Here is a 12,639-nt window from a genome sequence, read left to right as displayed (position 1 = left end):
GAAAGCAGCGGCAGCAGTGAAAGCAGCGACAGCTACGGCAGCAGTGAAAGCAGCGACAGCTACGGTAGCAGTGAAAGTAGCGACAGTTACGGCAGCAGTGAAAGCAGCGACAGCTACGGCAGCAGTGAAAGCAGCGACAGCTACGGCAGCAGTGAAAGCAGCGACAGCTACGGCAGCTGCGGCAGCTGCGGCAGCAGTGGCAGTAGCGGCAGCTGCGGCAGCTGCGGCAGCAGCGGCAGCAGTGGCAGCAGTGGCAGCAGTGGCAGCAGTGGCAGCAGTGGTTGTTGTAGTAGCCGCAAAAATCGCTCATTGGAAAAAGTTCTGTTTAAATTAATTGAATCTATTGCCAAGGAAGAAAAAGCTCTAGCCAAACTTATCAAAGCAGAAGCCGATAAAATAAAAGCCTTTGTAGGCAAAAAAGGCAATTTTCCTACTAAACCATGTAATGATGACATCCTTGATATAAATCATTCGGTAAGACAAATGCTCGAAACCATTGTGATGAAGGAATGGCTCTTACTAAAGAAATTGGAAAATACACTAGAGGTCCTTAAAAAGGAAAAAATTATTTGTGAGAAATGCAAAAAAAGACATTGAGGACGTACAAATCGTAAAGACCGCAAAGAATAATCGCTTGTGTCTTGTCTTCCATGGGAAAGGGGGAAATATACATGGAGGCGCATTTTAGTGAAAAGCATAGCCAATTGTTTGCAGAATCTCTCTCCAATATTGAATCATCCTTCAGTCACCTTATAAATTCCGTCAGTATGCTGGAAGAAGCAATGGAGGAAAAAGACGATTTTTTCATTGTATTAAGAGATATAAAGGCTATCAGGGATTCTATTATAGAATTTAGGCGACTGGCGGACCAAAAGAGAAAGATGTTAATTTTAAAATGAACAGACCGCAAAATGCTGTCTGTTTTATTTATGGACCCAGTTTGGACTCAGTCTCTAAAGAACGGAATTGTATTTTCTATTGCACCAAAAGACTATAAAAACATAGGGTATAATGTGCAGAAATTTGCGGAGGTTTAGTCAGGACAAAGCATAACCAAAAGAGGAGGGCCAAAATGGGTTTACCGGAAATTCCAAAAGATTTTCATATCCCGAAAAGGCGGGATGTCGTTACACTGAAACTTGCAGGCATTGCAATGATGGAACAATCACTGGCGAATTTATTAGAAACTGAGGTAAAAATACTTCGAAAGACAGTGAAGGATGCTAAATGTAAAAGAGCATCCAAGAAAGACCTAAAAAAGGCAAATAGAAAAGCCGAACGAGTGCTGCGCGCAATCATTGCGAAAGAAATTTTGTTATTGTTTGAGCTTGAAGATACGATTGATTTCCTACTTTAAACTCTTCAGGGCAATCCTAATGAACTGGATTGCCCTTCTGCAAGAGTTTTAACTATAATTATCGTGAAGAAAGTTTACTCACTCCCAATGGATTTCTTCATTTCATCCCAAGACATAAATAACCGAACAATATCTCCTTCTTCCAGTTTACTCCCCATTTGAACTTCAATGATTTCAAGATCACTACTTGCCTCGATTCCATGCTTTGCGCCTAAAGGAATGGTTAGCACATCGCCTTTTTTTACATAAGACAATTTGTCATCCAGAACGAATTCCCCTTCCCCCTCAACAACCACCCAAACTTCACTCCGGTAATGATGATATTGATAGCTAAGGTTATGACCTGCAAATACGAATAATCGCTTAGTCAGTACCTCTTTTCCCTCAGTTGACTTTTTGTAGTCCAAGACACGATACCACCCCCAACGGCGCTCCTCGAACATGGGCCGTTGTTCCATATCTTTGACAATTTCTTTGACTTGGTGGCTTGCTGATTTTTCAGAAACCAAAATACCATCGGGACTCGTTGCCACCACTATATTCGAAGCACCCAAAACAAACACAGGTACTTCCAATTCATTGATTAAATGTGTATTGGTGCAATCTTGACTAATTGACCCGCTGCCCAGGATATTTGTCTCCATCTCCTCAGTCAATGTATTCCAAGTCCCCAAGTCCTTCCAATAACCGTTGTAGGGGATTACGGCAATTCGCTTGGCCTTTTCGACAATCTCATAATCAAAACTTATTTTAGGCAGACTACTATAGTTTTCTATTACTTTATCATATTGTGCAGGAAAACCTCTTTTTTCCAACTGATCAATCATATAGCCGAGTTTAAAGGCAAATACACCGCAGTTCCATAGGGCCTGATTTTTTATCAGGTGCTTTGCCTGCTCTTCTGTCGGTTTTTCCTTAAACCCGATTACATTTATATATCCACACGCCTGTTCACAGTCCCCTTTTCCTTTTTCCGGAATAATGTACCCGTATTTTGTGGAAGCATAGGTAGGATGTACACCAATTAAAGCGATATCCATCGTTGAATCCAAAATGACATCCTCTAATTCTTTGACTTTATTAAAAAATTGATTTTCCACAAATGGATCAACAGGCATGACAATGATGACTTCATTTCGATTAACACCAATGATGGAATACAAATAAGCTGCTGCTAAAGCGATGGCCGGAAAGGTATCTCTTCGCTGCGGTTCGATAATTAACGGTACTTCAGTCCCCAGTTGGCTTTGTATGATATCCACTTGTGTTTTACTGGTAGAAATATAAGCATGATTGCTTAATTGATTCGAATCCAATTGCCGCCAGATCCTTTGGACCATGGATTCTAGCTCATCTTTAGTACGTGTCAGCATTTTTAAAAATTGCTTCGATCTGGAGTCATTGGAAAGCGGCCACAATCGTTTTCCGGATCCCCCTGAGAGCAATATAAGTTTCATTTTATGCACCTCTATGCAATAAATTTTCAAAAAATCAATCCATTTGAATTATTATCATATGAGTGCATATAGCATTATGTAATAGATAAACTCCCAAGAATACTTGATTAAAAATAAAAATGAAAGTAGTTACTTTGGATTTTTTTAGCCCCAACAAAAAAATTTTTTTAATGAGAGACCAGCCCGTACTATTCGGAACTTTTTTCGTATGCTACTAGTGTATAAGTTTCAATTAGTAACCTTAACTAGTCTATTTTTATAGAATTCACTCAGTGTATTCCTTTTTTTGTTTACAGTTACCTAAATTAAAGTGCAGGTTCTATATCGAACTTATATAAATTAATAATAAAGGAGTGTTTTAATGTCTAATCCAAATATCCCTAATATCACACCCACGATTTCGCTAAGTGTAGGACAAACTGTTCCGTTGCTTCTTAGTTCAATCGCTCTTGAAGAACTCGCTTTGGCTCATTTGCTGAATGCAGAAGCGGAGAAGCTTCAATTCGTTCTTGGAACATTAACCCCTGCACGCACTACTTTTACCCCTGCAACCGTTTCTATTACGAATCTTCTTACTGTAGATACAAGTGTCCAAAGAACCCTTCGTGACGTGATTAAGAAGGAAATGCTATTGGAGTTCAAATTTGAAAATACGTTGGATTTGGCAGGATTTTTGGCAAACTTAGGGACTTCCACCTTTACAACGCCAGGACTTACAACGATTACTGTTCCCGACTTTGCAACTACTGCAAGAATCCAGGCTATTGGTGCAAAAGGTGGAGACTTCCTAGGATCTGCTACAGGAGGCTTAGGTGCATCAATAGAAGGAACTTTTCCGGTTACCCCTGGAGAAACTCTATCCATATTTGTAGGGGAAAAGGGTATCGATAATGCCACTTCTGGTGCTGGCGGCGGCGGTGGATCGTTTGTTTGGCGTGGTAGTACTTTAAATTCAACTACACTACTGGTTGCAGCAGGTGGCGGCGGCGGCGGCATAACTGGTTCTGGCGGTAAAGGCGGGGACGCGACTGTTTTGTTCAACGCTACTGGTGGTGCTGGCGGCACCAATATTATTGCTGGTGGTTTCGGTGGTGCTGGCGGCACTGGTCCCCAAGGTAATGGTACTAGCGGTGGTTTAGGTGCTGGCGGCGGCGGCGGCGGCTCTGATAGTGCTCCTAGCGGCGGCGGCGGCGGCGGTGGTGGTTTTGCCGGAGGCGGCGGCGGCGGCGGTGGCGGCTTTAATGCTGTTAATGCTGATGGCGGCGGCGGCGGTGGCGGCGGTTCGTACAACGCTGGCAGCAGCCAAGTCAACACAGCCGGTGTCGGCACTGGAGATGGTCAGGTAACGATAAGCTTCTCCGGTTTATAGTAAATTGTTAATCAGTAAAAATAAATCAATGGGGCAATCCAGATTTTGGATTGCCCCATCATGGTATCAAGTTTTCATCATTGGTAATTGAGCCCTTGCCAATACATATTCTTTTTGCGTATCCTCAGTCAATGTATTCCCATACCCTTCCCTAGATCTTCCAATAACCTGACTGTGTAATGGACACTCAGCAGAACCTTTAGCTTTAATGGTTAAATCTATTCCAATGAAAATCACCTAAAAGGTTCCATTAACTTAAAATCTATCATACTAGTGTTTCAAAAAATGGACGCTTTAATACAATTTTCATGTTAATAAGCCCGTACTATTTATAACTTTTTTCGTATTATACGAGTGTATAAGCTCTAATTAGCAATCTTAACTATCCTTTAAGGAATTCCTTCAGTTAGGATTTATTCCTCTTTCCTGGGCTTTAGTTCAAGATCAGGTTCTAAAACGAACTTATATAAATAAATGAAACGGAGTGATTAAATGTCTAATCCAAATATCCCCAATATTACACCCACGATTTCGCTTAGTGTTGGACAAACTGTTCCACTGCTTCTTGGATCAATCGCACTAGAAGAACTGGCTTTAGCTCATTTGCTAAATGCAGAAGCAGAGAAGCTTCAATTCGTTCTCGGAACATTAACCCCTGCACGTACTACTTTTTCTCCTGCAACAGTTTCGCTAACAAATCTTTTTACCCTTGATACAAGTGTCCAAAGAACCCTTCGTGATGTGATTAAAAAGGAAATGTTGTTAGAATTCAAGTTTGAAAATGTTTTGGATCTCGTAGCCGCAACAGCAACATGTACGACAAGAACTACAACTTTTTCAAATACAACACCGATTTTAATCCCAGCAGAAGGCACCGAGGGTCCGGCAGCTCCTTATCCTTCACCAATTGTAGTTTCCGGTTTAACAGGTTCTATCATACAGGTAACAGTAACATTTAATAATTTGTCACATACATTTCCAGCTGATATAAGTGCCATGCTGGTGGGACCAGCTGGGAATACAGGACCTAATACAATTTTAATGTCAAGTGCTGGGGGCGGAACTGACATAAATAACGTTACACTTACCTTCGATGACAATGCTGCGACAACAGTACCAACTCCAATCGTTTCAGGAACTTACCGTCCTACGAACAACGGAATTTTTGGCACTTACCCACCACCTGCACCTGCACCATCAGGAAATACATTATTAAGCGTCTTTAATGGAATGGATCCAAATGGAGTATGGAATCTTTATATCATCGACCAGGCACTAGCCGATTCCGGTATAATGGCTGGTGGTTGGGAATTGCATATTACAACTTGTGAGACTGGGGACGCTGGTTTGCTCGGCCTAGCACGTCCTGCAGGCTTCGAGGATACAGTCCAGCAATTGCTTCAAAAATTCCATGCTACACAACCAACAGAGGAAGATAAAAATGGAAAAGCAGCAAAAATGGAGATATTACTGCAACAAATGAAAGAACAAAATGAATAATCATATGTAGACCACTATCTCTAAAGCCTTAAAGCAGTCATTAGTTTTAGTGGTTCTAAAAGCACGGTAAACAAACAGTTCTTTATAATCTCAAACGGTGGGGCCGCCCTTTAGGGTCGCCTCTCTTTCTATCAATGTCCCTGTTTTTACATAATTTTAAGCTTGACCTTCTTCGATTAACCTTTCATACGTTCCTCATCTAACTTTTCAAAAAAACAAACAGACAACACATTGGTGTTTCTGTTTATTTTTTTCCTCAACTCTTTCCTTTCCGATTACTTTTCGATCTTATACAAAGCTTAGAAAGTGTTAACCTACGATTTTGTGGTTGCATACCATAAAAAAGATGCTTACACATAAGGGGTGAGAATTTGAAAGCTGTCATATTGGCTGGAGGTTATGGAACGAGAATCAGTGAAGAAACAGAATTCAAGCCTAAACCAATGATTGAAATTGGGGGAAAACCGATACTTTGGCATATTATGAAGATTTATTCCCATTACGGCATTAATGAATTTATTATTTGTCTTGGTTATAAAGGGTATATGATAAAGGAATATTTCGCCAACTACTTTTTGCATATGTCAGACATTACATTTGATCTATCCAATAATAAACGGGTGATTCACAATAATAGTTCGGAGCAATGGCAGGTAACGCTTGTGGATACCGGCGAACATACGAGTACAGGAGGAAGGTTAAAAAGAGTTCAAAAATTCTTGGATAAAGAACCCTTCTGTTTCACGTATGGCGACGGAGTTAGCAACGTCAATATAGAAAATTTAATTGAATTTCATAAAAAACATGGGAAATTAGCAACAGTCACGGCAGTTCAACCTCCTGGAAGATTTGGGGCGTTAAGCATAGCAGCTAAAGATGCAGTGACTGGCTTTAAAGAAAAGCCGCAAGGTGACGGCAACTGGGTTAACGGAGGATTTTTTGTATTGGAACCCGCCGTCCTTGAATATATCGCAGGAGATCAAACGGCTTGGGAAAAAGAACCACTCGAGCGTTTGGCTGAATTGGGACAGATAGCAGCCTTTAGGCATACGGGCTTTTGGCAGCCAATGGATACATTAAGAGATAAAATGAAGCTTGAGGAATATTGGCGTTTGAATGAAGCTCCATGGAAGGTGTGGTGAAATGTCAAATCATGCATTCTGGAACGAAAAACAAGTCTTTGTAACTGGACATACTGGGTTTAAAGGTACGTGGCTGTCCCTTTGGCTTTCATCTCTTGGCGCAAAAGTAATCGGTTATTCGCTTCATCCACCTACATCCCCCAATCTATTTGATTTAACGAATGCCGCAGCAGAATGCCAGTCGTGCTATGGCGATATAAACGATTTTGAACAACTTGAACAAACAATGAAGTATTACCAGCCAGATATTATCTTTCATCTAGCAGCTCAGCCTCTCGTTAGGAAATCATACCAAAACCCAATTGAAACGTTTAAAACAAACGTTTTAGGTACAGCCCATGTATTGGAAGCAGCAAGACATACAAACAGCGTCAAGGTTATCGTGAATGTAACAAGTGATAAATGTTATGAAAACACAATAATTAAAAAGTCTTTCCAGGAACAAGACCGAATGGGCGGCCATGATCCGTACAGTGCCAGTAAAGGCTGTGCTGAACTTGTAACTGAATCGTATAGAAGGTCGTTTTTTCAAACCAAACATATCCCTTCTATTAATCTAGCTTCAGTAAGAGCAGGAAATGTAATCGGCGGCGGGGATTGGGCGGAGGAACGATTAGTGCCAGATCTGATGCGCTCCTTCTTAGAACGCAAAAAATTAATCGTCAGAAATCGAAATGCAGTTCGCCCATGGCAGCATGTACTGGAGCCGTTAAGTGGATATATTCAGCTAGCTGAAAGGCTGTGGGACGATTCGTCCTTTGGCGGAGGCTGGAATTTTGGCCCGTCGATTAGTCAGGAATTTGCGGTACAGGATGTTCTGAATATGACAATGCAGTTATGGGGTAGAAAAATTGACATTACTTATGAAAACAATGAAATGCATCCACACGAAGCTGCTTATTTACAGCTTGATAGTTCAAAAGCCTCAAAATTATTAGGCTGGGTCCCTAAACTATCTACGAAGGAAGCAATTAAATGGACGGTCGAATGGTTTAGAAATTACGAGTCAGGAACAGTGATGGGGCCATTTACGGTGAATCAGATTAAAAGATACGAACAAATAAAGGGAGTTTGAGAAAATGTCGGATAAAACCTGTCGTTTTTGCCGGTCTCCTTTAAAGCATACATTTGTGGACCTTGGGGTTTCCCCGTTGGCAAATTCTTTTATAAAGGAAAATCAACTTAGTAAAATGGAGCCGTTTTATCCATTGCATACGTATGTATGTGACCAATGTTTTTTAGTCCAATTAGAAGAATTTGAATCTCCCGAACATATTTTTAAAGACTATGCTTATTTCAGTTCTTTTTCGGACAGTTGGTTAGACCATGCAAAAAATTATGTAAATAGTGTAATAGATAAATTTAAGCTCGGCCCCCATTCAAAGGTTATTGAGATTGCTAGTAATGATGGATACTTACTTCAATATTTTAAAGAAAAAAATATTCCCGTCCTAGGAGTGGAACCGGCTGAAAACGTTGCTCTTAAAGCGATGGAGAAAGGAATTCCGACTAGGACTGAGTTTTTTGGCAAGGTCTTTGCCCGGCAATTAGTTGTCGAAGGCCTTAAAGGAGACTTAATTATCGCAAATAATGTTTTGGCCCATGTTCCTGACCTGCACGATTTCGTAGGCGGGATGAAACAATTAATGCACCCTTTAGGGGTCATTACTGTAGAATTCCCGCACATATTAAACCTTATCTGTCAAAATCAATTCGATACCATCTACCACGAACACTTCTCTTATTTTTCCCTGTTAACCGTTCAGGAAATATTTAAAGCACATAATCTGGAAGTTTTTGATGTAGAGGAAATTCCTACGCACGGCGGCTCACTGAGAATCTTTGCAAAGCATGAAGAAGATCGGTCAAAAGTCATTCATTCCAATATAGGGAAACTGATTGAAAAAGAAAAAAGCCTATCCTTGCACCGTCTTGACACATATCAAAAATTTTATGATTTGGTTAAGCAAACAAAAGTTAAGATTTTAGAATTTTTTATACAGGCCAAAAAGTCAGGAAAAACAATTGTAGGATATGGAGCTCCCGCAAAAGGAAATACATTATTAAATTATTGCGGCATTGGGAAAGAACTTCTTCCCTATACAGTTGATAGAAACCCTTTTAAACAGGGGCTGTATTTACCCGGGACACATATTCCTGTCAAAGCGCCGGATATGATTTCTGAAACAAAGCCGGACTATGTTTTTATTCTGCCGTGGAACTTGAAAGAAGAAATTATGGACCAAATGTCTTTTATAAGAGAATGGGGCGGCCAATTTGTTGTAGCAATTCCTGAAATTGAGGTGCTTTAAGATGATTTTTACAGAAACCAAATTAAAAGGCGCCTACATCATTGAAGTTGAGCCTTATTACGATGAACGGGGCTCTTTTGTTAGAACTTGGTGCAGACAGGAGTTTCTTAACCATGATTTGGACACCCAGTTTGTTCAAACTAACCTCTCATTTAATAATAAAATAGGAATTATCCGCGGGATGCATTTTCAAGCACCTCCTTATGAAGAGATTAAATTGGTTAGCTGCATAAAGGGAGAAATCTATGATGTCATCATCGATTTACGTCCAGATTCTAAAACCTTTAAACAATGGACGGCCGTTAGATTAAGTGAGGAAAATCAGAAAATGCTATATGTCCCAAAAGGGTTTGCTCATGGGTTTCAAACATTGCAGGAAAACACCAAAGTATTGTATCAAATGAGTGAATTTTATCAGCCGAATTATGCAGAAGGGGTTAGGTTTAATGATCCTGCCTTCCATATTGATTGGCCTATAAAGGATGTTATCGTCTCTAATAAAGATCAATCCTACAGGGATTTTAAAACATGAAGCGGATTCTTGTGACAGGGGCAAATGGGTGGATTGGCAGTCATGTCATAAAGAAATTAATAGAAAAAGATTTTGAGGTTCATGCGGTTAGCAGAAAATTTGTTAATACCCCTATGAAGAAATGCAAATGGCACAGAGCTGATCTATTGATCCTAAAAGAAACCAGAAATCTGATCGAAAACATTAAACCAACACATTTGCTCCATTTCGCATGGGAAGCGACACCAGGGGAATATTGGCGTTCACTAAATAATTATCTTTGGGTTCAAGCAAGTATAGAGCTGCTATATAACTTCGCGAAATATGGCGGTAAAAGAGCTGTATTTGCAGGGACTTGCGCTGAATACGATTGGAGCTATGGATACCTTTCAGAAAACATCACTCCTTGCTCGAACAAACCCCCTTATGCCTCCGCTAAAAATGCGCTTCAAAGTCTTGTTCGTTCGTTTTCGGAATCCGTAGGACTTAGCAGCGCCTGGGGGCGAATATTTTTTTTATATGGACCAAAGGAACACCGTTCAAGACTGGTACCCACTGTGATTAACTCGTTAATAAACAATAAACAAGCTTTATGCACCCACGGAGAGCAATATCGGGATTTTTTACATGTCGAGGATGCTTCAGAAGCGTTTGTTTCGTTATTGGAAAGCGATGCGCAAGGACCCGTGAATATAGCCTCGGGACATTCCATTCAGGTAAAGGAAATGATTTCTAGAATTGCAGATAAATTAGGTAAATCAGAATTAGTAAAACTTGGGGCAATTCCATTTCCTGATACAGAGCCATTGTTTATCGGGGCAAACACGAAACTTCTAAAAGATGAGATCAAATGGAGCCCGAAAATTGACTTAGATAGAGGCTTAGAGCGGACCATAGCCTGGTGGAGAAAAAATCAAGTGTAAATTGAATTTTAAATTAAAGAACTGAATGGAGAGCGATCATGAAAATTACCATTGACTCAGAAAATAATCAGTTAATCATTGATGACGGAATCAGCCAAAAATCCCTTCCATTATATTGTAAAACCTCCTTTGAAATACTTTCTGATATTTGGACTAAGGTCGGCTGGAACGAGAAATACGTGTATACATTCTCATGGATGGGAAGACCCATTATTCAGCTTCCCGAGGATTTAATCCGTATACAGGAAGTGATTTATCAGATAAAGCCTGATGTAATTGTGGAAACGGGCGTTGCCCATGGCGGTTCATTAATCTATTATGCAAGCCTGTGTAAAGCGATGGAAAAAGGAAGGGTTATTGGAATTGATATTGAGATTCGTCCTCATAATCGCCGGGCGATAGAAGGTCATGAACTATACCCGTATATTACTTTGATTGAGGGCGATTCGGCTGCTGCCGATACGATAAATACAGTAAAGTCTATGATTAAAAAGGAAGAAACAGTTTTGGTTATTTTAGATTCATGCCATTCAAAAGACCATGTAAAAAAAGAACTTGAAGCTTACCATCCTTTCGTTTCAAGCGGGTCATATATAGTTGCAACAGACGGGATTATGAAGGAATTGCATGATGTCCCTAGAGGGGAAAAAGGCTGGATAGAGGATAATCCGTGTACGGCTGTTTTGGAGTTTGCAAAAGAGCATCCGGAGTTTACATTAGAACAGCCTGCATGGCTCTTCAATGAAAGTTCTCTTACACAAAATGTAACCCATTGGCCATCGGCCTGGTTAAAAAGAATGAAGGAAGATGAGTGACATGACTGAACATAAGCCTTTGGTCAGTATTGGTCTGCCTGTTTATAACGGTGAAAAATACATTGCAGAAGCAATCGAATCACTGTTATCACAAGAATACACTAACATCGAAATCATCATATCCGATAATGCCTCCACTGATACTACACCACAAATTTGTCAAGAGTATCAACAAAAAGATTCACGTATTCACTATTTCCGAAATGATACGAACATTGGCGCCGCAAAAAACTTTAACCGGACTTTTGAGTTGTCAAAAGGTGACTTTTTTATGTGGCAAGCCTTTGACGATTTGCGGCATCCAGCCTATATCAGCAAGTGTCTACAAAAATTTAACCAGCACCCTGAGGCAATTATATGTGTAACAGAAATTTCCATCATTGATACGGAAGGCAAATATCTTAACGATGAGCACGAAGCAATAGAGACAATTAATCTTACTTTTACTGAACGATTGCACCAATTTTTCTTAAACGTTACCTGGATGGGGTCTGTTATTTATGGTTTGTGGCGATCTGAATATTTAAAACAAACAAGGTTATTTATGGAGGAGTATGGGCCAGATGTTATTCTCTGTTTAGAGCTTTTCTTGCTGGGGAGTGCCGTCAAGGTAGAGGAGAGACTACTTTTTTATCGTCACTTCCCTGAGAAGACCCATTATGACCAAATTAATTCCATTACTTCCAATCCCGAGAGACAACAAACTATAGCCTCTACATCTCATACACAACTTATCAAAAATTTATATCTAACTCTAAAAGAAAAAAATGTGCCTTCGGAACTTATTCAAGATTTCTTAGATGTGCTTGTCTTTCAACAAATGAGCTGGGTACAAATGAGCTGTTTTGAACACACCCCCTTTTTGAAAGATCGAGTCATTGATTCAGAGTTCGTTTATAAATTTATGAATGCATTAATGACAACAGAGAAACCACCTGAACAAATTGTCGCCAATATAGAAAGTTCAGCAGTTAGGTTCCAAAAGTTAGCAAAAGAACGTCCCATCATTTTAATAGGGTCATTACAAGTAAGTATCATACTATGGTGGAAATATTTCTCTGAGAATCATATACCGGTTCACGGATTTCTTGAAGAATCCGCGCTATCCACACAACCAAATTTCTTCGAGAAGTTAACGGACCCTTCTGAACTGCCCGTTCGTCCTTTTGTGATTATTGCATCCGTGCAGCCTAACATTCATATACAATATCTAACAGAAAAAGGATACGAAAGTAGGAAGGATTTTTTATATG

General features: G+C 40.0%; 14 protein-coding genes. 13 read left to right on the top strand and 1 reads right to left on the bottom strand.

Annotation, left to right across the window (positions count from 1 at the left end; translation table 11 throughout):
* From KHB02_RS23110 to KHB02_RS23095, 4 genes are all read left to right on the top strand, one after another.
* Window positions 1–334, top strand: a 334-nt coding sequence (locus KHB02_RS23110; protein ID WP_241114033.1) for a hypothetical protein, incomplete at its 5' end; no start/stop codon positions are given.
* Window positions 310–597, top strand: a complete 288-nt coding sequence (locus tag KHB02_RS23105) for an alpha-helical endospore appendage domain-containing protein (protein WP_241114032.1) — start codon at window positions 310–312, stop codon at window positions 595–597. The genes KHB02_RS23110 and KHB02_RS23105, both read left to right, overlap by 25 nt.
* A 74-nt stretch (window positions 598–671) precedes the next feature.
* Entirely contained in the window at window positions 672–899 is a 228-nt protein-coding gene (locus KHB02_RS23100) for a hypothetical protein (RefSeq protein WP_213144241.1), read from the top strand.
* A 173-nt stretch (window positions 900–1,072) separates the two neighbouring features.
* Window positions 1,073–1,357 (top strand): alpha-helical endospore appendage domain-containing protein, encoded by a 285-nt coding sequence (locus KHB02_RS23095; RefSeq protein ID WP_213144240.1) that lies wholly within the window; start codon window positions 1,073–1,075, stop codon window positions 1,355–1,357.
* 74 nt (window positions 1,358–1,431) lie between these two features.
* On the opposite strand, the gene KHB02_RS23090 is transcribed toward KHB02_RS23095, so the two are convergent.
* Complete coding sequence (locus tag KHB02_RS23090) at window positions 1,432–2,814, bottom strand: sugar phosphate nucleotidyltransferase (RefSeq protein ID WP_213144239.1); 1,383 nt, start codon at window positions 2,812–2,814, stop codon at window positions 1,432–1,434.
* Between the two features lie 361 nt (window positions 2,815–3,175).
* Here KHB02_RS23090 and KHB02_RS23085 point away from each other — a divergent pair, with 361 nt between their 5' ends.
* From KHB02_RS23085 to KHB02_RS23045, 9 genes are all read left to right on the top strand, one after another.
* Entirely contained in the window at window positions 3,176–4,183 is a 1,008-nt protein-coding gene (locus KHB02_RS23085; protein ID WP_241114031.1) for an alpha-helical endospore appendage domain-containing protein, read from the top strand.
* A gap of 492 nt (window positions 4,184–4,675) precedes the next feature.
* Window positions 4,676–5,683: an alpha-helical endospore appendage domain-containing protein gene (locus KHB02_RS30085; RefSeq protein WP_420848111.1), complete on the top strand. Its 1,008-nt coding sequence runs from the start codon at window positions 4,676–4,678 to the stop codon at window positions 5,681–5,683.
* A gap of 371 nt (window positions 5,684–6,054) precedes the next feature.
* On the top strand, window positions 6,055–6,825 hold the full coding sequence (rfbF, locus tag KHB02_RS23075; RefSeq protein ID WP_213144237.1) for a glucose-1-phosphate cytidylyltransferase: 771 nt from the start codon (window positions 6,055–6,057) through the stop codon (window positions 6,823–6,825).
* A 1-nt stretch (window position 6,826) separates the two neighbouring features.
* Window positions 6,827–7,900: a CDP-glucose 4,6-dehydratase gene (gene rfbG / locus KHB02_RS23070; protein WP_213144236.1), complete on the top strand. Its 1,074-nt coding sequence runs from the start codon at window positions 6,827–6,829 to the stop codon at window positions 7,898–7,900.
* Window positions 7,901–7,904: 4 nt separating this feature from the next.
* Window positions 7,905–9,137 (top strand): class I SAM-dependent methyltransferase, encoded by a 1,233-nt coding sequence (locus KHB02_RS23065; RefSeq protein ID WP_213144235.1) that lies wholly within the window; start codon window positions 7,905–7,907, stop codon window positions 9,135–9,137.
* Between the two features lies 1 nt (window position 9,138).
* Window positions 9,139–9,669, top strand: a complete 531-nt coding sequence (gene rfbC / locus KHB02_RS23060) for a dTDP-4-dehydrorhamnose 3,5-epimerase (RefSeq protein WP_213144234.1) — start codon at window positions 9,139–9,141, stop codon at window positions 9,667–9,669.
* A complete protein-coding gene (locus KHB02_RS23055; RefSeq protein ID WP_213144233.1) occupies window positions 9,666–10,571 on the top strand; it encodes an NAD-dependent epimerase/dehydratase family protein in 906 nt (301 codons plus the stop codon). Before rfbC ends, KHB02_RS23055 begins: the two co-directional genes overlap by 4 nt.
* A gap of 38 nt (window positions 10,572–10,609) precedes the next feature.
* Window positions 10,610–11,386 (top strand): cephalosporin hydroxylase family protein, encoded by a 777-nt coding sequence (locus KHB02_RS23050; RefSeq protein WP_213144232.1) that lies wholly within the window; start codon window positions 10,610–10,612, stop codon window positions 11,384–11,386.
* A 1-nt stretch (window position 11,387) separates the two neighbouring features.
* Window positions 11,388–12,639: glycosyltransferase family 2 protein (locus KHB02_RS23045; RefSeq protein ID WP_241114030.1), on the top strand; the 1,252-nt coding region annotated here is incomplete at its 3' end.

It is taken from the genome of Neobacillus citreus, from assembly GCF_018343545.2.
In the GTDB taxonomy this organism is placed as follows: domain Bacteria; phylum Bacillota; class Bacilli; order Bacillales; family Cytobacillaceae; genus Neobacillus; species Neobacillus citreus.
Note: the sequence above shows the minus strand (reverse complement) of the source record. Positions and strands in the feature narration are given on the sequence as shown.

Coding starts and splice junctions, on each gene's coding strand:
- KHB02_RS23100 (WP_213144241.1), top strand. CDS start 672: ATGGAGGCGCATTTTAGTGAAAAGCATAGCCAATTGTTTGCAGAATCT.
- KHB02_RS23095 (WP_213144240.1), top strand. CDS start 1,073: ATGGGTTTACCGGAAATTCCAAAAGATTTTCATATCCCGAAAAGGCGG.
- KHB02_RS23090 (WP_213144239.1), bottom strand. CDS start 2,814: ATGAAACTTATATTGCTCTCAGGGGGATCCGGAAAACGATTGTGGCCG.
- KHB02_RS23085 (WP_241114031.1), top strand. CDS start 3,176: ATGTCTAATCCAAATATCCCTAATATCACACCCACGATTTCGCTAAGT.
- KHB02_RS30085 (WP_420848111.1), top strand. CDS start 4,676: ATGTCTAATCCAAATATCCCCAATATTACACCCACGATTTCGCTTAGT.
- rfbG (WP_213144236.1), top strand. CDS start 6,827: ATGTCAAATCATGCATTCTGGAACGAAAAACAAGTCTTTGTAACTGGA.
- KHB02_RS23065 (WP_213144235.1), top strand. CDS start 7,905: ATGTCGGATAAAACCTGTCGTTTTTGCCGGTCTCCTTTAAAGCATACA.
- rfbC (WP_213144234.1), top strand. CDS start 9,139: ATGATTTTTACAGAAACCAAATTAAAAGGCGCCTACATCATTGAAGTT.
- KHB02_RS23055 (WP_213144233.1), top strand. CDS start 9,666: ATGAAGCGGATTCTTGTGACAGGGGCAAATGGGTGGATTGGCAGTCAT.
- KHB02_RS23050 (WP_213144232.1), top strand. CDS start 10,610: ATGAAAATTACCATTGACTCAGAAAATAATCAGTTAATCATTGATGAC.